The organism is Halorubrum sp. SD626R (assembly GCF_001261915.1).
In the GTDB taxonomy this organism is placed as follows: domain Archaea; phylum Halobacteriota; class Halobacteria; order Halobacteriales; family Haloferacaceae; genus Halorubrum.
The window spans coordinates 1-23,395 of record NZ_CVRT01000073.1; the positions used below are offsets into that span (position 1 = coordinate 1).

At 67.3% G+C, this 23,395-nt stretch carries 22 protein-coding genes; 15 read left to right on the forward strand and 7 right to left on the reverse strand.

Annotated elements, in window-relative coordinates; all coding sequences use genetic code 11:
* Window positions 1–371 (forward strand): acyltransferase (locus SD626R_RS07565; protein ID WP_394324699.1); only part of this gene is annotated, 371 nt, incomplete at its 5' end.
* Window positions 372–404: 33 nt separating this feature from the next.
* On the opposite strand, the gene SD626R_RS07570 is transcribed toward SD626R_RS07565, so the two are convergent.
* Window positions 405–1,061 carry a helix-turn-helix domain-containing protein gene (locus SD626R_RS07570; protein ID WP_092565309.1) on the reverse strand — a complete coding sequence of 219 codons (657 nt, stop codon included), beginning with the start codon at window positions 1,059–1,061 and terminating at the stop codon, window positions 405–407.
* 212 nt (window positions 1,062–1,273) lie between these two features.
* Here SD626R_RS07570 and SD626R_RS07575 point away from each other — a divergent pair, with 212 nt between their 5' ends.
* The 9 genes from SD626R_RS07575 to SD626R_RS07615 all read left to right on the forward strand — a co-directional run bounded on the left by SD626R_RS07575 (window position 1,274) and on the right by SD626R_RS07615 (window position 8,758).
* Complete coding sequence (locus SD626R_RS07575; RefSeq protein ID WP_092565376.1) at window positions 1,274–1,453, forward strand: hypothetical protein; 180 nt, start codon at window positions 1,274–1,276, stop codon at window positions 1,451–1,453.
* A gap of 87 nt (window positions 1,454–1,540) precedes the next feature.
* Window positions 1,541–2,590 carry a two-component system sensor histidine kinase NtrB gene (locus SD626R_RS07580; protein WP_092565311.1) on the forward strand — a complete coding sequence of 350 codons (1,050 nt, stop codon included), beginning with the start codon at window positions 1,541–1,543 and terminating at the stop codon, window positions 2,588–2,590.
* A gap of 89 nt (window positions 2,591–2,679) precedes the next feature.
* Complete coding sequence (locus SD626R_RS07585) at window positions 2,680–3,273, forward strand: DJ-1/PfpI family protein (protein WP_092565313.1); 594 nt, start codon at window positions 2,680–2,682, stop codon at window positions 3,271–3,273.
* A 23-nt stretch (window positions 3,274–3,296) separates the two neighbouring features.
* On the forward strand, window positions 3,297–4,127 hold the full coding sequence (locus tag SD626R_RS07590) for an Nmad3 family putative nucleotide modification protein (RefSeq protein WP_092565315.1): 831 nt from the start codon (window positions 3,297–3,299) through the stop codon (window positions 4,125–4,127).
* Window positions 4,128–4,373: 246 nt separating this feature from the next.
* Entirely contained in the window at window positions 4,374–5,327 is a 954-nt protein-coding gene (locus tag SD626R_RS07595) for an ABC transporter substrate-binding protein (protein WP_092565317.1), read from the forward strand.
* 3 nt (window positions 5,328–5,330) lie between these two features.
* The gene (locus tag SD626R_RS07600) at window positions 5,331–6,188 is read left to right on the forward strand and encodes an ABC transporter ATP-binding protein (protein ID WP_092565319.1); all 858 of its coding nucleotides are present in this window, start codon (window positions 5,331–5,333) and stop codon (window positions 6,186–6,188) included.
* Entirely contained in the window at window positions 6,185–7,498 is a 1,314-nt protein-coding gene (locus SD626R_RS07605; RefSeq protein WP_092565321.1) for an ABC transporter substrate-binding protein, read from the forward strand. The genes SD626R_RS07600 and SD626R_RS07605 overlap by 4 nt, the downstream gene beginning before the upstream one ends.
* Entirely contained in the window at window positions 7,464–8,243 is a 780-nt protein-coding gene (locus SD626R_RS07610; RefSeq protein WP_092565323.1) for an ABC transporter permease, read from the forward strand. The genes SD626R_RS07605 and SD626R_RS07610 overlap by 35 nt, the downstream gene beginning before the upstream one ends.
* Before the next feature lie 86 nt (window positions 8,244–8,329).
* Window positions 8,330–8,758: a DoxX family protein gene (locus SD626R_RS07615; protein WP_092565325.1), complete on the forward strand. Its 429-nt coding sequence runs from the start codon at window positions 8,330–8,332 to the stop codon at window positions 8,756–8,758.
* A 406-nt stretch (window positions 8,759–9,164) separates the two neighbouring features.
* Here the strand turns inward: SD626R_RS07615 and SD626R_RS07620 are convergent, their stop codons facing one another.
* The 3 genes from SD626R_RS07620 to SD626R_RS07630 form a co-directional block, all read right to left on the reverse strand.
* The gene (locus SD626R_RS07620) at window positions 9,165–10,241 is read right to left on the reverse strand and encodes a CNNM domain-containing protein (protein ID WP_092565327.1); all 1,077 of its coding nucleotides are present in this window, start codon (window positions 10,239–10,241) and stop codon (window positions 9,165–9,167) included.
* An 89-nt stretch (window positions 10,242–10,330) separates the two neighbouring features.
* Window positions 10,331–11,653 (reverse strand): histidine--tRNA ligase, encoded by a 1,323-nt coding sequence (gene hisS / locus SD626R_RS07625; protein WP_092565329.1) that lies wholly within the window; start codon window positions 11,651–11,653, stop codon window positions 10,331–10,333.
* Window positions 11,654–11,715: 62 nt separating this feature from the next.
* Window positions 11,716–12,702 carry an NOG1 family protein gene (locus tag SD626R_RS07630; RefSeq protein WP_092565331.1) on the reverse strand — a complete coding sequence of 329 codons (987 nt, stop codon included), beginning with the start codon at window positions 12,700–12,702 and terminating at the stop codon, window positions 11,716–11,718.
* A 204-nt stretch (window positions 12,703–12,906) separates the two neighbouring features.
* Between SD626R_RS07630 and SD626R_RS07635 the strand changes: the two genes are divergently transcribed.
* From SD626R_RS07635 to SD626R_RS07645, 3 genes are all read left to right on the forward strand, one after another.
* A complete protein-coding gene (locus SD626R_RS07635) occupies window positions 12,907–14,373 on the forward strand; it encodes an arginine/ornithine antiporter ArcD (RefSeq protein ID WP_092565333.1) in 1,467 nt (488 codons plus the stop codon).
* A 92-nt stretch (window positions 14,374–14,465) separates the two neighbouring features.
* The gene (locus SD626R_RS07640; RefSeq protein WP_092565335.1) at window positions 14,466–14,999 is read left to right on the forward strand and encodes a DUF2240 family protein; all 534 of its coding nucleotides are present in this window, start codon (window positions 14,466–14,468) and stop codon (window positions 14,997–14,999) included.
* A complete protein-coding gene (locus SD626R_RS07645) occupies window positions 14,999–15,454 on the forward strand; it encodes a DUF7993 family protein (RefSeq protein ID WP_092565337.1) in 456 nt (151 codons plus the stop codon). Before SD626R_RS07640 ends, SD626R_RS07645 begins: the two co-directional genes overlap by 1 nt.
* 33 nt (window positions 15,455–15,487) lie before the next feature.
* Here SD626R_RS07645 and SD626R_RS07650 read toward each other — a convergent pair whose 3' ends face one another.
* Window positions 15,488–17,302: a methyl-accepting chemotaxis protein gene (locus tag SD626R_RS07650; RefSeq protein ID WP_199242142.1), complete on the reverse strand. Its 1,815-nt coding sequence runs from the start codon at window positions 17,300–17,302 to the stop codon at window positions 15,488–15,490.
* 306 nt (window positions 17,303–17,608) lie between these two features.
* On the opposite strand from SD626R_RS07650, the gene SD626R_RS07655 reads away from it, so the two are divergent.
* Both SD626R_RS07655 and SD626R_RS07660 read left to right on the forward strand, forming a co-directional pair.
* Window positions 17,609–18,901 carry a DNA double-strand break repair nuclease NurA gene (locus SD626R_RS07655; RefSeq protein WP_092565341.1) on the forward strand — a complete coding sequence of 431 codons (1,293 nt, stop codon included), beginning with the start codon at window positions 17,609–17,611 and terminating at the stop codon, window positions 18,899–18,901.
* 308 nt (window positions 18,902–19,209) lie between these two features.
* Window positions 19,210–21,393 (forward strand): PAS domain S-box protein, encoded by a 2,184-nt coding sequence (locus tag SD626R_RS07660; protein ID WP_092565343.1) that lies wholly within the window; start codon window positions 19,210–19,212, stop codon window positions 21,391–21,393.
* A gap of 86 nt (window positions 21,394–21,479) precedes the next feature.
* Here SD626R_RS07660 and SD626R_RS17485 read toward each other — a convergent pair whose 3' ends face one another.
* Together SD626R_RS17485 and SD626R_RS07670 are read right to left on the reverse strand one after the other, a co-directional pair.
* On the reverse strand, window positions 21,480–21,944 hold the full coding sequence (locus SD626R_RS17485) for a tyrosine-type recombinase/integrase (protein WP_218054132.1): 465 nt from the start codon (window positions 21,942–21,944) through the stop codon (window positions 21,480–21,482).
* A 396-nt stretch (window positions 21,945–22,340) separates the two neighbouring features.
* Entirely contained in the window at window positions 22,341–23,363 is a 1,023-nt protein-coding gene (locus tag SD626R_RS07670) for an endonuclease/exonuclease/phosphatase family protein (protein WP_092565345.1), read from the reverse strand.
* Window positions 23,364–23,395 lie beyond the last annotated feature (32 nt).

The following is a 23,395-nucleotide window of genomic DNA, read 5'->3' on the forward strand; positions in this document are numbered from 1 at the left end:
CCGACGGCGTCCACCTCTACAGCCACGACCACGACCTCGTCGACCAGACCGAGGTCCGCAACTTCCACACGATCGTCGAGGACGACGCCCGCGTCACCTACGACGCGATGGTGCGCGCCGGCTGCCGGATCGGCGAGAACAGCGTCGTCGGCGCGCGCTCGGTCGTCCAGGGCGACGTCCCGGACCACCACGTCGTCGTCGGTTCCCCCGCCCGGAGCGTCCGCGTGAAACCGGGCTGGGAGGACGTCGCCGAGGAGCTGGAGGACGGCCGGCTCCCCGACAGCCAGGACGAGCGCGAGATCGGGTACGAACTCCCCGAGGACCTCGACCGGTTCGACGAGTTCGGGCGGGACCTCCGGCCGCCGAACTAAACCGCCGGCTCGCGGGAGGGGGCGCGCCCCCGGCTACTCCTCTGTGTCACCGATCAACAGCGTGTTCGAAACCAGAGTGGCGATACCGCGCCGGAGACGTTCGGTGACGGCCTGATCGGAGATATCGAACCCGTCCGCGAGCTCCTTCGTGGACATCTCCCGCGGCAGCGAGTAGTACCCGGACTCGACGGCGTGCGCGAGCGTCTCGCGCTGCGGGGGCGTCAGCCCGTACCAGGGGCCGGCGTCGGGCTTCGTGGGGTTGTAGATGCGCTCGATCGACACCTGAATGTCCTCGTCGATGTAGTGGTCCTGAAACGCCGAGAGTGCGTCGTGGGACGGGAACCTGAGTTCGAGCGCCCACGTGTCGGCGGTGCCGGTCGCGTCCAACAGCACTGCGTCCAGGTTGAGGATCGCCCGCAGCAGCGACTTCTCGGACGGCTCCCAGTCCAGCGCGTACAGCGTCTCGTCCCCGTGGGTGTTGACGAGCGTGATCTCGTTGACCGCCGAGTGCTCGCGGACCGATCGCTCGAACGTCTCCCGCTGGTCGTTCCGGACCCGGACGAACGGGGTCGGCCTTCCCCCCAGCGGCACCATCGTTTCGAGCGTGATCCGGGTGCCCCCTTCGACCCGGAGGATCCGTCCCAGCTCGAACGCCGCGGACGGAATAGTTATCTCGACGATGACACTCATTCGATACGTGTCCGTTTCGGTGCAACCGCGTTAAAAGCTCGGTAGCGGCCGTCTCTCCGAGCGATGGCAACCCTGGTGTACCATGCGTTTCGGTGGTGTTATCCGTTCACGGTACATATCAGATACCGTAGAAAAGCGACTGCGATCCGTTCGTGCGGGGGCGCGTTCCCCTCCGCGACGACGCCGTCTCGCAGTCGAGTACACGCTTCACCATGACAACCGATGACACAGCCGACGACGAGCTATCGAGCACGGCGGAGTTCGAGATCGCCCTCGGTCGGGTGATTCGCACCGCCCTCGAGAACGGCGTCGACCCCCGCGGAACGTGGGAGTACCGGAACAACGGAACGGACGCGGACGTGGAGGTCATGGTCGTGGAGCTGGCGGACTGACCCCTCAGAGGTGACTCACCGACGAGCTGATAACTACCATGACACACCATCCGAAACGGATTGGCGGTCGGGGACGAGGGTGTTCGCATGGCGGACGCTCCCAATTGCTCCGACTCCCGCACCGACCGGTCCGGATCGGGAGACGACGTCGATCGCCGGCTCGTCGAGGGCGTCTCGACGCACGCGATCTTCATGCTCGACGCGGACGGCACCATCGCCACGTGGCCCGCCCCGGCGACCGCGCTCTACGGCCACGAGGCGGCGGCGGTCCGCGGCCGACACGTGCGGCTGCTGGTCGCCGACGACGAGGACGGCGCGGAGCCCGACTCGCTCCCCGCGGAGTTCTTCGCGGAGCCGCAGACCGATCCGACCGAGTTCGAACACTGGCACCGGCGCGCGGACGGGTCCGTCTTCTGGGGAACCCTGACGCTGTCGCCGCTGCGGGACGACGCGTTTCGCGGGTACGCGGCGGTCTGTCGAGACACGACGGCGAAAAAGGAGTACGAGCGGATGTTAGAGCGCCAGAACGACCGGCTCAAGGAGTTCACCGACATCCTCGCGCACGACCTCAGGAACCCCCTGAACCTCATCGAGGGGAGCCTCACGCTGTACGAGGACACCGGCGACGAGACGCACCTCGATCGGATCGACGAGACGACCGACAGGATGGCGCGGCTCGTCGAGGACCTGCTTCGGGTGGCCCGACAGGGAGACGTCGTCACGGACCCGGAGCCGACCGACATCGGCGACGTCGCCGACGCGGCTTGGCGGGATCTGAACGTCGACGCGACCCTTCGCTACGAGGACGTCCGACCGGTGAGCGGGGATTCCGACCGGCTCCGCGAGCTGTTCGTGAACCTCTTTCAGAACGCCGTGGACCACGGCGGCGACGACGTGACGGTTCAGGTCGGCCCGCTCGACACCGGCTTTTTCCTGGGGGATAACGGTCCCGGAATCCCGGCCGACCGCAGGGAGGAGGTCTTCGATCACGGGTTCACCACGAGGGAGGGCGGCCACGGGTACGGGCTCTCGGTCGTCCGGACGATCGTCAACGCGCACGGCTGGGACATCGTCGCCACCGACGCGCCGGGCGGCGGCGCGCGGTTCGAGGTCACCGGTATCGACCTGCTCGGCTGACCGCGACGCCGGGGAGATGGCGCCGTGTGTTACCACCTGCCAATAGCGTTATTTGTCAGCGGCGCGTACGGCCGCGTGGTGTTGCAAACATGACAGGACAACGGATCCTGATGATCGTCGGCGACTTCGGGGAGGACTACGAGATCATGGTCCCGTTCCAGGCGCTACAGGCGGTCGGCCACGAGGTCCACGCCGTCTGCCCGGAGAAAGAGGACGGAGAGACGGTTAAGACCGCGATCCACGACTTCCGCGGCGATCAGACCTACCTGGAGAGCCGCGGCCACGACTTCGCGCTCACCCACGGGTTCGACGACGTCGACCCGGCCGACTACGACGCGCTGGTCGTTCCCGGCGGGCGCGCGCCGGAGTACCTCCGCGGGTATGACGCGGTGCTCGACGCGGTGCGCCACTTCTTCGAGGCCGACAAGCCCGTCGCGTCGATCTGCCACGGCCCCCAGATCCTCGCGGCCGCCGGCGTGCTCGACGGCTACGAGATCACCGCCTACCCCGCGGTCAGGCCCGAGGTCGAGGCCGCCGGCTGCTCGTGGGTCGACGGCGTGACGACCGACGGGAATCTCGTCACCGGCCAGGCGTGGCCCGATCACCCCGAGTGGATCGCGCAGTTCCTCGACCTGCTCGGCACCGAGATCGACCACGACGCGCCCGCCGCCGCGGCGGACTGACCCGTCCGGAGTCCTCATTTTTAATGGCCGACCCCCGCGCCGTCGCCGTCAACGTCGCCGCCAATACGAACCAGCCCGGCTTCCGCGGCCCCGTCTATCCCGACGGCTCGTTCGCGTACGTGCCGATCCCCGAGTCGGCGGCGACGCTCCCGCCCGGGCGGTTCCCGGTCGACGAGCCGCTCCCGACGTACGGCGACCTCGACCTCCCCTTTGAGATACCCGCAGACCTGCGTGAGACTCCGGTCCACCTCGACCCGGAACTCCCGGGCGTCCACGGCCGCGACCGCGCGACCTACGGCGACCCCCACGGCGTGAAGGCCGGGCGGATCGCCGGCCTCGGACCGGGCGACTGGCTGTTCTTCTACGCGACGCTGTCGCTGCGCCCGCACGGCTGGGCCGGGCCGGGGGAGGGGCCCACCGGAGGCGGAGCCGAGCGCGACGCGCCCGACCCCGACGACGACCTCGCGCCCGACTGGGGGGCGTACCTCTTCGCGGGGATCCGCGTCGAGCGGACGCTCGCGGTCGGCGACCGCTCCGAGACGGGCGGCGACGCGTCCGGCAGCGGGGGCGACCCCCGCGCCGTCGACCGCGACGCGGCGGCCGCGGTCGCGCCGACGAACGCCCACCTGAAACGCGACCCGTTCGACGCGCGGGTCGTCGTCGCCGGCGACCCGGTGGCGTCCGGGCCCTTCGACCGCGTCGTTCCCCTGAGCGCCCCCGAGGCGGGCGCGGACGCGAACCGCCTCGTCACCGCGCTCTCCAGCGACTCGGGGAAGGGGCCGTGGTGGCGCCGCCCCATGGCGTTCGACGCCGACGCGACGGCGACCCTGCTGAACCGCATCGAGCGAGGCTGAGGCGGCCGGACCGGAGACGCGACGGAGAAAGGCACAAATATTGCTCGTTCTACTGGTGCGAACAGTTCACACGACACATCGAGGATCCGCCGATAGCGGGTCGTTTACGCCGATCAGCGACCGGTTTCCCGCCGGCGAGACGACCGAATACGTTCGGCTCTCGCAATATTTGCGCGAAGGCGGTTGCACCGCTCATCCTTGTCGGTTTCCGGAGTTATACCTTACAATAAAACTAAGGAGCATTCGATGTCAGATCTCAATGTCTCCCACGAATACTTCACGTGGAGACTCGTGCAGGACGTCGCGGAGGAGAACGGCTACTTCGAAGAGGAGGGCGTCGACGCCGACCTCTCGTACTTCGCGCCCGGGACGCAGGACTTCGAGGGCGAGAACGCCTTCGACGCCGACTGGTGGGACGACATGGACGAGGACGGCGGCACCCACGGCGTCTGCGAGTGGAACGCGGTCCAGGAGGTCTCCGAGACCGACCGTGACATCGTCGGCTCCTACAGCGAGTGGGACCGCGTCGTCTTCGTCGACGCCGACGACGACGCCGAGACGATCGACGACCTGCGCGGTCGCTCCGTCGGGATCAACAAGTACGCCACCTCCTTCTACTCGATGCGGGAGATGCTGGAGAACGAGGGGTTCGACGAGGACGATATCGTCCTCGAACACGTCGGCGAGGCCGAGGACCGCTTCGACGCGGTGAAGGAGGGCGAGGTCGACTCCATCGCGGTGCTGGAGCCGTTCGTCACGCTCGGCCGCTACGACGAGGAGCTGAAGGAGGTCTTCGACGGGCCGTGCCGCGCCGCCATCACCACGCGCGAGCAGCCCGAGCCGGAGAAGCTGGAGGGGTTCCTCGCGGCGCTGAACCGCGCGGTCGCCGACATCAACGACGACCTCGAAGGGTACACCGACCGCTACGTCGCGCTGCTGGAGGACGAGGCGGCCGACAAGGCGGCCTTCGACGACGTGAACTTCGACCGGCTGCGCGAGGAGTTCGAGCTCCGCGAGTTCCTCCCCGTTCGCGCCCCCGACGAGGACCGGATCGGCGCGACCACGGACTGGATGCGCGACAAGGGGTTCGTCCCGGACGACGCCGACATCGGGACCGCCGAGGAGGTCGAGAACGAGGGCGTGCTCCCGGACGACGAGGCCGAGTCCGAGGAGGACGAGCCCGAGGCGACGGCGGACTGACCGATGTCGCTCGAGTCCCGCGCGGCGACTGACGACGGCGGTGACGAGCCGGACGCTCGGTCCGACGTCGACGCCGCGTCCGCGGTCGGCGCCGACGCCGGCGACGCGGACCGCCGCGCCGACGACGCGGCGCCGATCGTCGCCAGCGACCTCACGAAGCGGTACGATGAGACCCTCGTCTTCGACGGGCTCGACCTGTCGGTCGACCCCGGCGAGGTCTGCTGTCTCCTCGGGCCGTCCGGCTGCGGGAAGACGACGCTGCTCCACCTGCTCGCGGGACTCGAAGACCCGACCGGCGGCCGCGTCGAGATCGACGGCGAGGCCGTGACGGGCCCCGACTACCGGTGGGGCGTCGTCTTTCAGGACCCGCTCCTCTACCCGTGGCTCTCGGTGCACGAGAACGTCGAGATCGGCCCGCGGCTCCGCGGCGAGGAGCCCGACCCCGACCTGATCGACGAGCTGCTCGAACTGGTCGGGCTCGACGGCTTCGAGGACGCCGACACCGCGGACCTCTCCGGCGGGATGGCGCAGCGCGCGTCGCTCGCGCGGACGCTCGCGAACGAGCCCGAGGTGCTGCTGCTCGACGAGCCGTTCTCGGCGCTCGACCAGCTGACGAAGATGGAGCTGCAGGACGAGCTGTTGCGGATCGTCGACGAGCTCGGCGTCACCGCCGTGTTCGTCACGCACGACATCGACGAGGCGGTGTACCTCGGCGACCGCGTCGCGGTCATGGGACCGGTCCCCGCGGGCATCGAACACGTCGAACCGATCGACAGCGACACGCGTTCGCGGGACGACGAGGCGTTCCTCTCCGAGCGGGCGGCGGTCTTCGAACGCCTGGAGGCGGTGGGACTCGAATGACGCACGACAATCACACGGACCACGACGACGTCGACCCCGACGTCGCCGAGAGCGCGCGCGAGCTCGTCGGCGGCGCCGGGTGGCAGAATCCGTCGGAGAAGGCCTGCACGAGCGGGCTCTCCCGACGCGAGTTCATGAAGGAGTCCGGCCTGGCGTCGCTCGCGGCGGCCGGCGTCGGCTCCACGGCCGGCTGTCTCGGCGGCGGTAGCGGGGGCGGCAACGGTCCGCCGACCGCGGAGATCGGCTACCTCCCGATCACGGATTCGGCGCCCCTGCTGACGGGGTACGCCAACGACCACTTCGCCGACCACGGCGTCGACGCCGCGGAGCCGACCCTGTTCCGCGGCTGGTCGGACCTCGCGGAGGCGTTCCTCTCCGGCGAAGTCAACGTCGCCCACTTCCTGATGCCGATGACGGTGTGGATGCGCTACGGCGACGAGCTGGACGCGAACGTGCAGGTCGTCGCGTGGGACCACACGGACGGCTCCGCGCTGACGGTCCAACAGGAGATCGACGAGTGGTCGGACCTCGGCGGCGGCACCGTCGCCGTCCCGTTCTGGTACTCGATCCACAACGTCATCCTCCAGCTCGGCCTCCGCGAGGCCGGGCTCACGCCCCGGACGGACTCCTCGGCCGACGAGGTGGCCGACGACGAGGTCAACCTCGTCGTCACGCCCCCGCCGGACATGCCCGCGGCGCTGGAGAACGGCTCCATCGAGGGATACATCGTCGCCGAGCCGTTCAACGCGATCGGCGAGCTCGACGCCGGCGGGAAGATCCTGCGGTTCACCGGCGACGTCTGGCGCGAGCACGCCTGCTGCGTCGTCGTGATGCGCGAGGAGCTGGTTGAGGCCCAGCCTGAGTGGACGACCGACGTGATGAGCGGGATCGTCGACGCCCAGCAGTACCTCCGCGAGAACCGGTCCGAGGCGGCGCAGCTGCTCTCCTCCGAGGGGAGCGGCCTGCTCCCGCAGGGGCCGGAGCCGATCGACCGCGCACTCACCCACTACGACGACCACCAGCCGTACCTCGACTCGGGCGCGATCCAGAACGCCGACTGGGACATCGACCGGATCGGCTTCTACCCGTACCCGTACCCGTCGTACACCGAGGAGCTGATCCGTCGCATGCGCGAGACGCGCGTGGAGGGCGAGGACGCCTTCCTCGACGACCTAGGACCCGCCGAGGTCGCCGACGACCTCGTCGCGTACGACCCCGTTCGCACAGCCTTAGAAGAGGCCGGCGGCCCGCCGGCGTTCGACGTTCCCGAGGACGATGGCTACGAGAGACAGGAGACGATACGGTTCTGAGCTGGTCGGGGAGAGCGGCCGCCTGCTGCCGGCGGTCGGGCTCCTCGGCGGCCTCGCCGTCTGGTGGGCGGTGACGGCGTTCGGCAGCGGCATCATCACCAACTTCGCGCCGGCTTCGACGTTCGCGGTCCTCGCCGAGCTCGTGGTCTCGCCCGCGTTCTACGACCACGTGTTCGTCAGCATCTACCGGTTCGCGGTCGCGCTCGCGCTCTGCCTGACGGTCGGGCTCCCGGTCGGGATCGTCGTCGGCTACTTCAAGGCCGCCGAGCGCGCTACGACCGTCCTCTTCCAGTTCATGCGGATGATCTCGCCGCTGGCGTGGTTCCCGATCGCCATCATCGTCTTCGGCGTGGGGACGCGGTCGGCGGTGTTCGTGATGTTCATGGCCGGCCTCTGGCCGATCGTGTTGAACACGGCCCACGGGATCGCGACCATCGACGACGACTGGCTCACGGTCGGCGAGTCGCTTGGCGGCGACACGCGCGCCCTGCTCCGCCGGGTCGTCGTCCCCGCGGTGATCCCGGACATGCTCACGGGGATCCGCCTCTCGATCGGCATCCTCTGGATCATCCTCGTCCCCGCGGAGATGCTCGGGGTCAACACCGGGCTGGGCTACCTCATCCTCGACGCCCGCGACCGGTTCTCCTACGCGGAGATCCCCGCGATCATGCTGGTGATCGGCTTCATCGGCTTCTGGCTCGACCTCTCCGTCCGCCGGCTTCACGCCCGGTGGAACTGGGGATAGCCGGGCGTCCGCTCCCTGCCGTCGCGCCGAGGGCGCCCGGCCCTCGCGCACGTCGATTTATGTGTCATGCTACCGTGGGTAGATCCATGAGCGACGACACCGAGGCGGTCGAGGCGGCGGACGGCGACGGAACGACGGCGGGGAGTCGCGGCGCGCCCTCGCGGCTCGGGCGCGTGTTGCTCGGGGTCGGCCTCGCGGCGCAGGCCTCCGAGGACTTCCGCGAGATGGACGAGACGATCGAGTACGCCGAGTCCGCGGGGGTGCCGGCGCCCGACCTCGCGGCCCCGTTCGCCTCCGGGATGATGCTCGTCTCTGGGATCGGGATCGCGCTCTGGCGGGCGCCGCGGGTCGCGACCGGCGCGGCCGTCGCCTTCCTGACGGTCGTGACCGCGACGATGCACGACTTCTGGAACGCCGATGAGGACGACAAGAGCGGCGAGCGGCTCGCGTTCTTCGGGAACCTCGCGATGCTCGGCGGCGCGCTTGTATTCCTGCGCGAGGCGTACAAGAACTGACAGAGGAGGCAGGGGACGGTTTCGAACTCCCCGGCAGCTCGGCTATACGTGACTGGTACTGGATCGACGCTGAACACTTCCAAAGCCCCAGCCGCGAGGCGGGCGCACGCTCGCTGCGCGCCTCACTCGGTCGCTCACTTCGTTCGCTCCCTCGTTACGGTGTCGCCGGCGGCGGAGCCGCCGGCTGCTCGTGGCACGTAGCGCCACGCTGCTTCCGTCGCCTGCGCCCGCCTCGCGGCTGCCCGTTTGAGCCCGTCCGACCGCAACCGCACAGCGCCTCACGCCTCCCCAGCCTCGTCGCTCGGTCGGGGCTCCCGGCGGTCGCCCGCTCTCTCGCGACTCCCTCGCACGCGCTCCTTCGCGGCCGCCGGGGGCGGCCGTTCGGAGGCGCGCGCCACCGCGTCTGTTACAGTTCGTCGGCGTCCAGCGGGTCCTCCAGCTGCCCCATCACCGCCTCCATGGCGTCGGTCGCGGTGAGCAACCCGACGACCTCGCCGTCCTCGACGACCAGGGCGAGCTCCTGTGATTCGGCTTGAAACCGGTCGTAGGCGTCGCTGACGCTCGCGTCCGCGGGGATCGTCATCGGCGGCGCCGCGACGTCCGCGAACGTCAGGTCGCCCTCCCGGAGCTCGTCGTAGCGGCTCACGATCGAGGGGGCGTACACGATCCCCTCGAAATCGGTCGGGTCGGCGCCGACGAGCGGGAAGCGGGTATGGGGCGTGTCGCGGATCCGGTCGAGGTTCGCCTCGACGGACGCTTCGGTCGTCAGCGAGACGACCTCGCCGGGAGGCGTCATCACGTCCGCGACCGTGACCCTGTCGACGTCGAGCGCGCTGAGCACCTCCTCCCGGCGCTCCTCGGGGAGCTCGACGTCCTCCATCATCGACCCGAGGCGGTTCCGGAGCTCCGCGCGCGTCTCCAACACCTCCTCTTCGGCCTCGGTCCACGAGCCGGTCATCTCGACGCCGAACAGTCCGAGCGTCGCCTTCGCGACCCAGTCGCCGACCTTGATCAGCGGCGAGATGAGCCACGCGAACCAGTACAGGGGCCGGGCGCCGTACCGGGCGACCTGCTTCGAGCGCTCGACGCCGAGGTACGTCGGCGTCTGCTCGCCGTGGGTCAGGTGGACCATGTTGATGAGGAAGAAGCCCAGCAGCGAACCGGCGCCGGCGGACGCGAGCGCCGTGTTCTCGAACACCGGGGCGAACAGCGCGGCGAGGCCGGGCTCCGCGACGATACCGAGCGCGATGCTCGTCCCGGAGATCCACACCTGACAGGTCGTCAGGTAGAACTCCAGGTCGTCGGTCATCTCCCACGCCCGCCGCAGTCCGGGGGTGTCCATCTCCGATTCGGGGTACTGACGCAGGCGCGTCAGCCCGAACTCGATCGCCACGAAGTACGCGTTGATCAGGATGAGGGCGACGCCCGCCGCAACGCGGAGGGCGATCTCGCTTGGGGGCATGGCGGTCGCGAGCGGGATCATCGTCCCTACGGTCCCGACGCGCGACGCAAAAGCGTTCAGGGATCGCGCCGCCCCGCGTTCCCGAGCGTCGCGTCGCCCTGTCCGGTCGGCTACTCGAAGTCCTTGTACGTCGGCAGCCCCTCGTCGGGCGGGAACTCCTCGACCGGGACGGTCGTCTCGTCGCCGCTCGCCATGTCTTTCACCGTGTACTCGCCGTTCTCCAAGTCGCGCTCGCCGACGACCACGACCGTCTCCGCGTTGATCGAGTCGGCGTAGCCGAGCTGCGCCCCGAACGATCGGTCGGAGATGTCCCCCTCGACGACCACGTCGTCGCCGAGCGCCCGGAGGTCGCGGGCGAGCGCGGCGGCCTCGCTCCGCGTGTCGCCCACCGAGAGCACGTAGTAGTCGGTCGAGAGCTCCTCGTCGGGCCAGACGCCGGCGCGCTGACAGAGGAGCTTGAGCGTGGCGTGGCCGGGGGCGACCCCGACCGCGGGGGTGGGCTGGCCGCCGAAGCTCTCGATGAGGTCGTCGTAGCGCCCGCCGCCGAAGACGGAGCGGGACACCTCGCCGGTGGAGTCGAAGCACTCGAAGACGACGCCGGTGTAGTAGTCGAGCCCGCGGGCGGTCGTCAGCGACACCTCGCAGAACTCGCCCGCACCGAAGTCGTCGGCCGCGGCGGGCACGTTCCGGAGGTTCTCGACGGCGGCCTCGACGTCCTCGCCGCCGGCCTCGGCGACCGCGTCGAGGTCGTCTGGAGCGTCGACGCCCGCGATGAGGTCGTCGAACTCGCGGGCGGTCGCGCGGTCGAGCCCGGCGTCCGAGAGGAGCCCGAGGTACTCGCCGTCGTCGACCTTCGCGCGCTTGTCGACCGCGCGGATCGCCGCTTTCGCGTCGACCGCGTCGGGGTCATCGGCGAGCGCCCGGACGAGCCCGCCGAGGACGTCGCGGTGCGAGACGCGGAACTCGAAGTCGTCGCCGGTGAGCCCGAGGTCGGTGAGCGCGTCGGCGGCGACCGCCAGCACCTCGGCGTCGGCCTCGGGCGCCGAGGAGCCGAACACGTCGATGTTCGTCTGATAGAACTCGCGGAAGCGACCCTGCTGGACCTGCTCGTAGCGCCAGAACGGCCGGGTGGAGACCCACTTGATCGGCTTCGACAGCTCCTGGCCCTTCGCGACGACCATCCGGGCGACGGTCGGGGTGAGTTCGGGCGTCATGGAGACGCCGCGGCCGCCCTTGTCGTCGAAGGCGTACAGCTCCTCGACGATCTCCTCGCCGGACTTGTCGACGTACATCTCCGTCCGCTCCAGGGCGGGGGTGGCGATCTCGCGGAAGCCGTACCGGCTCGCGGCGTCCTCGATCGCGTCGGTCACCTCCCGGCGGGCGGACTGCTCGCCGGGGTAGAAGTCGCGGAATCCCTTGAGACCGTCGTACATGGGCGTCGGTTCGGCGACCGCCCGCTTGAAACCATCCTTTCCGGGGCGCGACGACCGATCGGCTACTCGTTACCGTCGCGCGTCGGGAGGTCGGGCTCGAACGCGGCCGCCTCGACGGCCATGTCGAGGACCGCTTCGACGTTCTCGTCCTCGGTGACGCTCATCGTCGCGTCGACGGACTCCGCCTGAACGGCCTCGAAGCGGTCGTGTTTGTTCGCCACGGTGAGGAACGGGACCGCGTCGCCGAACAGTTCGCGGACCTCCTCGCGCAGCTCCAGCTGGACGTCGAGCGGGTAGCCGCAGTCCCCGGAGGGGTCGAGCACGAAGACGACGACGTCCGCGAGGTGTTCGAGGGCGCTGACCGCCTGCCGCTCGATGTCGTTGCGCTCGTCCTCCGGGCGGTCGAGCAGCCCGGGGGTGTCGACGATCTGGTACCGAACGTGGTCCCGCTCGAAGTGGCCGATCTGGACGCCGCGGGTCGTGAACGGGTACTCCGCGATCTCGTTCGAGGCGCGGGTGACGCGGTTGACGAACGACGACTTCCCGACGTTCGGGTAGCCGGCGATCACGATGGCGGGCTCGTCGGGGCGGATATCTGGCAAGACCTTCAGCTGGTCCCGCGAGTCGCCGATGTACCGCAGGTCGTCCTCGATCTGGTCCATCACGTCGGCCATGCGCGCGAACGCCTGCTTCCGGTGTTTCCGCGCAGTGTCGACGTCCGAGTTGCGGACCTTCGTCGTGTACTCGTCGCGGAGGTCCTCGATCTGCCGGCTGGCCCACATCACCTGCGAGAGCGCCTGCCGGAGGCGGTCGACGTCGACGATGGCGTCGGCGAGCTCGTAGTAGAACGGGTCGACGTCGAAGCCGAAGTCCGGCCACGAGACGACGACGTTCTCCAAGTTGTCCGAGAGCACGTTGCCCGCGGTCCGCAGCATCGACTCCTGCGCCTCGTGGCCGCGCTTCGCGCGTCCCGCACGGGCCGCCCGCGAGAACGCCTTGTCGACGAGCTCCTCCGAGCGGGGGGTCGTCGGGAGGCCCTCGAATATCATGTTGACGGTCCTAGCCCACCGACGCGTATAAGACCGTCCGTTCGGGGATCCGCGCGACACGGCGGCGCACGGTCGCTCCCGGAGGGACGCGGGCGACGCCGACGACCGCTCGCCGGCGAACCGCTCCCGACGCCGATGAACGATCGTTATCTTTCTCGCGCATATTTCGAGCTATATTTATGCTTCAAAAGAATACGAGCGCCCATGGCACGCTCGTTCACGCCCACGACGTACGAGGACCTCGACCCGGACCGCCGCCCGAGCCTGGCGGCGGCGCTAGTCCCGGTCCTCGCGGTCGTGGCGTTCCTCGGCATCGGCTCGGCCGTCCTCGGCCTCGACCCGCACGCGCCGCTCCTCTGGAGTATCGCCTTCGTCGGCGCCTTCGGCCTCTGGCTCGGCTACGACTGGGACGACCTGTTCGACGGCATCGCCAACGGTCTCGTGATGGGGCTCCAGGCGCTGCTCATCATCTTCACCATCTACGGACTCATCGCGACGTGGGTGAGCGCCGGGACGATCCCGGGGCTCATGTACTTCGGGCTGGAGACGCTCACGCCCGCGACGTTCCTCCCGGCCGCCGCGGTCGTCGCCGCGGTCGTCGCCTTCGCGATCGGCTCCTCGTGGACCACCGTCGGGACCCTCGGCGTCGCCTTCGTCGGCATCGGCGCGGGGCTCGGCGTCCCGGATCCGATGACGGTCGGGGCCGTGCTCTCGGGCGCGTACGCCGGCGACAAGCAGTCGCCGCTCTCGGACACGACGAACCTCGCCGCCGGGGTGGCGAACACCGACCTGTACGCGCACATCCGCCGGATGCGGACCGGCACCCTCCTCGCGTTCGGGCTCGCGGTGCTCGGCTTCCTCGCGCTCGGACTCCGCGCCAGCGGCTCGATTCCCGCCGGCCGGATCGCCGAGATCCAGGGCGCGCTTGCCGGAACGTACGCGATCACGCTGCTCGCCTTTATCCCGCTCGCCGTCACCTTCGGGCTGGCGCTGCGCGGCCACGCCCCGCTCCCGACGCTCGTCGCCGGCGTCTTCGCCGGCGTGCTCACGACGGTCCTCGTGCAGGGCGCCGGCTTCGTCGCCGCGTGGGACACGTTCATGTACGGGACCGCGCCCGACTCCGGCTCCGACCTGGTGAACGAGCTGCTCGCGACCGGTGGCCTCACCGGCTCCGCGTGGACGATCACGGTCGTCGTCGCGGCGCTCTCGCTCGGCGGGATCCTGGAGCGCACCGGCGTGCTGGCCGTGATCGCGCACGCGTTCACCTCCTCGGTGAAGAGGCCGGGCGCGCTCGTCGCCGGCACCGGCGTCTCGGCGATCGCCATCAACGCGCTCACCGCCCAGCAGTACATGAGCATCGTCCTGCCGAGCGTCACGCTCCGGAACACCTACGAGGAGTTCGGGATGGACACCGACCAGCTCTCCCGGGCCGTCGAGGCCGCCGGGACGCCGACCGGCGCGCTGTTCCCGTGGCACGCGGGCGCCGTCTACATGGCGGGCGTCACCGGCGTGCCGACGCTGGAGTACGCGCCCTACTACCTGTTCGCGTTCCTCTCGCCGCTCGTGTTGTTCGCCATGGCCGCGACCGGCTACGACCTGCACGCGACGCCGACCGACGCGGGCGCCGGCGCAGCCGACGCCGCGGCGACGGCGCCCCCGAACGACGACTGAGCGCGGTCGCCCTCGCTCTCCCCTCCGCTTCCTCGGTCCGCGCCCCCCGCGGTCCGGTAGGTTTACAGCCGTCGACGCCCCGCCGATCGCACATGAGCCTGGAGGTCGCCGTCGCCGTCCCGTTCAAACACCGCGCGAAGGAGCGGCTGGGCGAGGGCGAGTTCGTCGTCGCGCTGTCGCTCGACCGCGACTGGTTCTCACCTGACCAGGCGAAGCGGCTGGTCGACGTCGCCGTCGGCCGCGGGCTGGTGGCCGAGGAGGACGGCGACCTCGTCGCGCGGTTCGACCCCGACGAGGTGCTCGTTCCCGAGGGGTTCACGCCCGACGAGTCGATCCTCCGCGAGCAGTCGACGTTCGAGACCGCCCTCGACGCCATCGTCGCGGCCGGCGTCGAGAAGCAGCGCGCCGTCGCCGCGATCAACGAGCGGCAGCGCGCGCTCGCCGTCACCATCGAGGCGGCCGCGGTCCTCGTCGCGAAGGAGCACGGCGCCGCCGTCGATCACCTCGCGGCCGACGTGCGCGAGGAGCTCGCGGCGGCCGCCGACGGTGGAACGGCGGGCGACGCCGGCGGCGCGGGAGAGTCGGGCGACGCCAGCGACGCGACCGACGCCGCGGGTGACACCTGATGGTCGAAGACCGACTGACCGACGGCGTCCGGATCGGCCAGCTGCTCGCCTCCGAGGTCTCCGGGAACGAGGGGGGGCTGCGCGATCTCGCGCTCGCCGACGCCGATCCCGACGCGGAGCCGACGCCGGACGGCGCGCTCGCGTACCGGATCGTTCGCGGGGACGAGGGCGGCGAGGGGACGGGTGCCGAGGGAGCGAGTGCGGGCGCCGAAGCCGCCGACCCCGTCCTCGTCGCCGAGGTCTACGTCCACCCCGACCGCGCCCGGATCGAGTTCGTCGACGACGGGGACGGCGACGCGGATCTCCCGAGAGTCGCCGCCGCCGCGGCCGACGAGGCGGGGCTCCGCGTCAGGCCGAAGGCGGTCCGACCGCCGCGGACGCTGGTCTTCGTCGAGGACGGCGCGGAAGTGAAGCGCGCGCTGCCGGTGCTCGAAGCCGTCGTCGACGCGATGTAGAACGGATAGCCGCGAACCGCCGCGGTCGACGCCTCAGTCCGACTGCCCGCCGTCGCCCATCGCGACGTTACGCGCGCCCGGCGCCGACGGGTCGTCCGGCGACTCCTCGCCGACTTCGAACTTGCGGAGCAGCGCCCGGAGGCGCTCGGCCTGGTCGGCGAGCGAGCCGGCCTCGTCGGTCGCCTGCGACATCGCGGCGAGCTGTTCGTCTGCCGCCTCGCTGACCTCGTCGGCCTCGTCGGCGGTCGACTTGCTGATCCCCGCCACCTCCTCGACCATCGACACCGTCTCCTCCGTGCTCGCGGCCTGGTCGTCGGTCGCCTTGCTGATCTCGCGGATCCCGTCGTCGGTCTCCCCGGCGTTGTCGGCCACCTCGGCGAACGCGTCGGCGGCGTCCCTGACGGCCTCGGCGCCTTCCTCCATGTGCTCCTCGGCGGTCCGGACCTCCTCGACGGTCGCCTGCGTCTGCGCCTGCGTGCCGGCGATGAGCTCCTCGATCTCCTGGGCCGCCTCCTGGGTCTCCTCGGCCAGCTGTTTCACCTCGTCGGCGACGACCGCGAACCCGTCGCTCCCGCCGCCACCGCCGCCCGCCCGCGCGGCCTCAATATTGGCGTTCAACGCGAGCAGGTTCGTCTGCTCGGCGATGTCGCCGATGAGGTCGACGATCTCGCCGATGTCCTCCATCCGCTCGTCGAGGACCCTGACCTTCTCCGCCGTCTCGCCGATCGAGTCGCGGGACTCCTGTACGCTCTCTATCGCCTCGCCCGCGGTGTCCTGTCCCTCGTCGGCGATCGACGCCGTCTCCTGGGCCGCGTCCGCGACGGTCTCCGTCGAGGAGGCGACCTCCTCGATCGTCGCCGAGAGGTTGTTCATCTCGCCGGAGACCTGTTCGAGCATCTCGCGCTGGTCGTCCGCGCCCTCGGCGATCTCCTCGATAGACCGGCTCACGTCCTCGCTGCGCGCCTCCGCGGTGTCGACGCCCTCGACCGTCTTCTCGCTGGCCGCGGACACCTCGCCCGCGAACGACTGGACATCCCGCATCGTCGCCTCGATGTCGTCCATCATCTCGTTGAACGCGGCGCCGATCTGCGCCATCGCCTCGCTCTCGCTGTCGGCGTCGAGCCGGACCGTGAGGTCGCCGTCGGCCGCGCGGTCCATCGTCGCGCTGTAGTCGTCGGCCTTCGTCTCTAAGTGCTGGTTCAGCCACTCGACCTCCTCGCGGCGCTTCTCGACCTCGGCCTTCGCCTCCTCGACGTCTTGGATCTCCGCCTTCTGCTCGGCGACGAGGTCGAGCTGGCGCTGCGCCTCCTCCCGCGACTTCTCGATCGAGTACCAGTTGGCGATCAGCGCGCCCACGAGCCCCAGGACGAAGAACGCGTGAATGCCGCCCCAGACGATAGGGTTCTCGATCGCCGCCGCGTGGTTGTAGACGAGGCTCGCGTCGATCAGGCTGAACGCGCCGTGGCCGACCGCGACGTACCCGACGCCGACCGCGAACGGGAGCCAGTCCTCGTACAGCGCGAGCACCGCGACGAACACGAAGAAGCTGAAGTGCGCCTCGATGTAGCCGCCCGACAGCTTCACCAGCGCCATCGAGACGGTCATGAGGCTGAACGCCGTGAGCACCGTCCGCTGGCGGCGGCCGAGCCGCGACCAGTTCGCCAGCGCCGCCGTGCCGAGGATGAGGGCGGTGAACCCGCCGAGCATCCACATCGGCGCCGCGGGGATCCGCGCGCCGGTGAACGACTCGGTCCCCTCGTACAGCCCGAGCGCGATCAGAAACGGCACCTGCGCCACGATCAAGAGGAGGATGTTCCGGTGACGGCCGCTCCACATCTCCTCCGGCATCGACGTGCCGTCCGGGATGTACCGGACGACCTCGCGCAGCTTCCCCCCGATCCCCTCCGGTCGGCCGGTCGTCGTCTCCGACGTGAGCCCTGACTCTGCCATGGGCCCACATCCACCGATTCCGGCAAAGAAGGTTCTCCCCCGAATATCTCGTCTGATACTTGTAGAGCCGTTCTCTCGCCGATAGACGGCGGAACCGCGGTCGGCGGATCCGACCGTCTCGCCCCGGTCTTTTGAGTCCGCTCCGCCGACGCCGCGCCGCCTCGGGCGGAACGGGTTTAAGACCGGTCGGACCGCACTACGGTCGTGACGCTCGATCCGATCCACGTCGAGAACATCGCGCGGCTCGCGTACGGGATCGCGAGCGACGTGGACACGACCGACCACGACGACCTCGCGGAGCGGGTGTGGCGCGACTGGCTCCCCGAGCTTCGCCGCGACGGTCGGGTCGTCGTCGAGCCCGTCGGCGACCACGAGCGCCGGCTGGCCCCCATCGACGACGCCGCCCTCGCCGAGCGCCCGTTCGAGACGGTCCACGGGCTCGACTCCGGCACGATCAACCCGACCACGTTCAAGAACGGGCTCGTCGTCGACGTGGCCCACGCCGCGATGGCGAGCGAGCCGACGGACCTGGACCTGCACCGCGAGCGCACCATCGTCGCGACCGTCCACGCCGGCGACTCCACCGCCGACTTCGACGGCGACTGGACCGAGCGCGACGAGGGCCACACCCGCCAGCGCGTGCTCCACGCGCCGCGGGTGAACCGGTACGCGGAGGGGGTCGTCCACGCGCTCGCCCTCTACCTCGCCGAGGGGACCCACGCGCTCGACCACGCCGACGAGGTCGACGACCTGCTCGTCCTCGACGGTCCGATCTACCCGAAGGAGCTGTTCACGTGGGACGACCGCAACCCCGAGCTCGGCGCGCTCGCCCGCGAGGCGAAGCCCCGCGCCGTGGTCGAGAAGTACGTCCGGCTCGTCGAGCGGTTCGTCGAGCGCGACGTGCCCCTCGCCGGCTTCGTGAAGAACCCCTCCAGCGGGGCGATCGTCCGGGCGCTGGCGCGGAAGGGCGTCGAGCCGCCGTGGCCCGACGACACCGCGCTGTTCACGCGGCTGCTGGAGCGGCGGGAGGACCCCGAGCGACCGACCGACGAGGGGTTCGGTCGAGGGGGTGCGAGCCGTCGCGGCGACCGCCTCGACGACGCGCTCACGTTCACCACGTGGTTCCACAGCCGCGGGGGCGCCGACGCGACGATGGCCGCCGACGGCGACGCGCTCGGGATCGACCGGGAGCTCGACCCCGAACTGTACGAGCCCACGTTCACGGTCGTCTACGACCCGCGGACCGACGTGACGTACAAGCTGGAGGCGCCGTACGCGTTCACCCGCGACGCCGAGACCCGCGACCGGCTCACCCGGCAGGTCCTCGCCGAGGTGGCGACGACGCGGGGACCGCCGGAGGCCGTCGCGAAGGCCGACGAGCTGGCGCGGATCGACGCCACGGAGAAGGCCGCGCTCCGCCGGAAGTTCGAGGAGCGGTTCGACAGCGACCAGCAGGCGACGTACGACGACCTGCGGTGGGGGAAGGCCCAGTTCTAACGCCTCCCGTCTCCCTCCGCAAACGCGGTCGGCGCGTGCTTCCGAGGCCGCCTCGCGGCTGGGGCCTTGGGAGCGTCCGTCTGCGTCCCGTTCTCAGCTATTTGGCTCTATTGAAATCCTCTTCGTCAGACACATCATCGTTAAATAACTCTGTTGAAATTCTCAATTAGTGATATGTTCTTGGAGACGTGCTGAATACAGAGCGCGTATCTCGTAGGGGAGCTAGACATATTTATTCCGCCGTCCACGTTTACTCCTCATCTTTTTACCGGACAATCTTTTATACTGGTGAATGTATCTTCCTACCTATGAGCGGTCGGGGAGCAATTCGTATTATACATGTTGATGATGAAGGAAAGTTTGCAGAGTTGACCGCTGATATGCTCAAGCGTGAAGACGACCGATTTGACATTAAGACGGTGACGTGTGCCAGCGACGGTCTGGACCGACTTGCGGATGAAGAATACGACTGCATTGTCTCCGATTACGATATGCCCGGGCAGAATGGAATCGACTTTCTTGAAGCGGTCCGCGAAGAGGACCCGGATCTCCCGTTTATTCTCTACACTGGCAAAGGAAGCGAAGAGATTGCCAGCGATGCAATCTCGGCGGGTGTTACAGAGTATCTTCAGAAGCAAAGCGGGACCGGTCAGTATGCTGTACTGGCAAACCGAATTATAAACGCCGTTGAAAAATACCGCGCACAGGTCGAACTCGCCGAGAGGGAAAAGCGTCTCAACTTGTTTTTCGAGCAGTCCCCGCTCGGCGTCATCAAGTGGGACGAAAACTTCCAGATCGCACGGGTGAACGAGGCGGCGGAAGACATTCTCGGGTACGAAGCCGACGAGCTCATCGGGCGCTCGTGGGAGGCGATCGTTCCGAAAGCCGATGGCGAAGCCGTGAGAGAAGTGGTCTCAGCACTCCTCGAGGACCGGGGTGGATACCACAGTATCAATGAAAACGTCCGTGAAGACGGCGAACACATCGTCTGCGAGTGGCACAACCGAGTCGTAACCGACGAGTCCGGCGAGGTCGTCGCCATTTTCTCTCAGTTCCAGGACATCACAGACCGAAAAGAGGAGAAACGCAGGAGCGAGCAGCGGCGGCGTCGACTTGAGCACATCCTCAAGACGGTGCCTGCGTGTGTCGTCCAGCTCAACCCGTCCGGTAAGTTCGTCTTCGCCAACGACCGCGCGGAGGAAGTGCTCGGACTGGAACCCGACGACGTGACCGACAGAGCGTACAATGATCCGGACTGGAAAATTAAAGACCTGGACGGGAATCCCATCCCGGACGGGGAACTCCCGTTCCGGCGGGTGGCCGATACCGGCACTCCCCTCTACGACGTTCGCCACATCATCGAATGGCCGGACGGAACGCGCAAGATACTCTTGGTAAACGGAGCACCGCTGACGGACGACGACGGTGCCGTAGAGAACGTAATATTCGCCCTCACGGATGTCACCGAACAGGTCGTTCGGAAGAGGCGACTGGAGGCGATTCTGGAGAACACGACTGCCCCGCTGTTCATGAAAAATCGCGATGGGGAGTACCTACTGGTGAACAAAGGATGGAGAGAACTGTTTGGACTAGAGAATACCGAGGTGCGAGGACGGACTGATACCGACCTGTTTCACGCGGAGATGGCGGCGGACGTCCAAAAGAACGATCAGAAAGTGATCGAAACCGGCGACCCGGTCAACGAAGAAGAGCTGATACTCATCGACGGCGAAGAGCGGACGTTTCTCACCTCAAAAACTCCTGTCTATGACATTGGAAACAAAATCGATCCGGAGAAGCCTGTGGCCCTATTCGGCGTCGCCAACGACATCACCGAACAAAAAGAACGGGAACGACGCCTGCAGCGGCAGAACGAACGATTCGACGAACTGGCGAGTGCAATCTCTCACGATCTACAGACACCACTGGCGACGGCCAGTGGTCGGGCCGAACTCGCAATCAAGACCGGCGACACTGAACAGATAGAACAAGCGTTGGACGCCATTGAGCGCGCCGATGAGCTACGGGAGAGCCTGGTTGAGGTACTCCGGACTGGAGAGGTTGTCAACGGGATGGAATCAGTTAGTATCGAGCCGCTCGCTGACGACGCCTGGAATACAGTTTCCGCCACTGACGACGTTTCACTTGAGGTCTGTGATGACTTCGTTGTCGACGCCGATCCCGATGCACTACAACGATTGTTCGAGAACCTCTTCTCGAACGCTGTCAACCACACAGACGGCGCTGTCACGGTTCGAGTCGGAAGAACCGACGACGGATTTTTCATCGATGACGACGGGCACGGAGTCCCAGAGAATGTCCGCGATAAGGTGTTCAAGCCTGGATATTCCATAGATAGTAGCGGAGACGGCGTCGGTTTAGCGAGCGTCAAACAGATTACCATGTCACATGGATGGGACATCAACGTCACCGAAAGCGACGAGGGCGGAGCACGGTTCGAAATCAGCGGTGTGGAGTTCAGTACTGAATAAATTCTCTATATTCAGGAGCCGTCTGTGTCGCGAAAGGCCGATTGAAATCGCCTGTCTTCCCGTGCTGCATACACGCTCTGTATCGGTCACGTCGCTACTGAACGAGGTTTGAGAAGATCCCACCCGTGATGGACACGACGTAGTGCATCAGCCGTTGCTGTTCCCGAGATACGGATGTATTTTTGCGCAGTCGCCATATCGCTCCATCCCATTAGCGCTTGGAGCGGCACGGGAGCGACGCCTTTGTGGGCGTGGTAGCTGGCGGCAGTCGCACGTAAACAGTGTAGATAGACACGTCCTGAAAGATCGGCTTCGTCGGCCGCGGCCTGTACCCGCCTGTTGATTGTTGACCGCGAGCAGGGAAACGAATCATACCGGCTAGCGAAACGTTCGACACATAGCTCCACTCGAAGCGAGAGATCAAACGGAATGAGCCGCGCCGAGGCGACAGTCTTCGGATACCATCGAGACCACAGGGCATCAGTAAATGATAGATCATCGTTGTGGGTCGTTTCCTGTGGGCCTGACGCCGGCAGTAACCACACTGGCACGGTTCATGTTGTGGGATACGAATCGTACGGCGGTTCCAGTTTATCCACGCAGTCTGGAAGTGTGCAATTTCCCCAGCACGAAGTCCGAGTCGGCCTGCGATGAGACAGATGAATCGCGCTTCAAAATCGTGTGGTGCTGGAAGGGCTGTACATGCTTCTAACAGGAGTTCGAACTGGCGGTCAGTAAGGACATCTTCGTGAGTATGTCGAGTCGTGAGTGCTTGCCGATGCCGGTCAGCCCATTCAGTTCCGGGTTGCTTGTGATTAGACACTCGCAGGCATTCTCATGCTGGCTGATTGGGCGTACCGTTGAATTGTGCTGAATGTAGGGCGCTGGTCGATTACGATGAACGGGTCAGGAATCTTCCGACTGAATCGTACGATACCGGGTGTCTATCACTCGGTTCGGAGCCTCGTTACTACTGCTGCATGATCGCTGGCGTGCAGAGCGTTTGGGGACTCTAACTCACCGTTCCAGAGTGTACACGTCTCCACATCGAACTGCTGTGAAACGAGCACGTGATCTAACCGTTTCCGTGCAGGGGTTCCGTTCGGGAGAATGTGCGTGTAGTCCTCTACACTCGATGTCTTTACACTCTCTTCGGCAGCCCAGTAGACATCTTCCAGCCCCCAGTCGCCTATGTCTGGATCAAACATGCGGGCTTCTGCAAGTTGCCACCGCTGCTTGAACTCCAATTCGCCCACGTCGCCAGCAGAGTCTCGAAGGTGATGTGGATCCCCATAGTCCGGGTAGGCCGTGTACTGACTAGCATTCTCACCATGCGGAACAATCGATCCATCGGCTTCTTCGCGTTTCGGTGCGTTGAAATCGCCCCCCAAGAGGACTGGAATATCGGTTTTCGAGGTCTGGAGATAAATCCGTCCGTAGATGGTTTCGAGCATATTGAGCTTCTCCTCACCCCAGTTTGCCCCGTTGATGATACCCACGTTCCAGAGTTCAAGTGTATTGGTTGTGAACGCAGGAGACGCCGAAACATCAACTTCTGCGACTAACATCTTCTCCGGGAAGTGTGAATAGTAGTAATTGAGACTGCGAGGTTTTCGATTACCCTGATTCCGGAGAGTCAGCGGGCGACGCTCGATGGGCCACCGACTGGCAATGAGATTACAGCGGTTGTGCGCCCCCACGATGTCGGTGTGTGGCTGGACATTCGATGTTGCGAGTTCCTCCGCCCAATCTCCCGTGTGGACGATTGAATAGTTGTGTTCTGCCAGATAGTCACAGAGCGTTCCGAGCTGACCCCCCCAGTCATCGTCCCCCGTCCGCTCATAGTTTACCGCCTGAAGCAGGAGAATATCAATATCTGACGCGTGTGCTTCGAGAAACCTGAGTTGTCGTTGCATTCGCGTGTCGCTAATCCCAATCTCACCTTGAACATTCCAGGACATTACTCTCATTAGTTGATCGAGTCGCTACTCTCCCGCGTCTT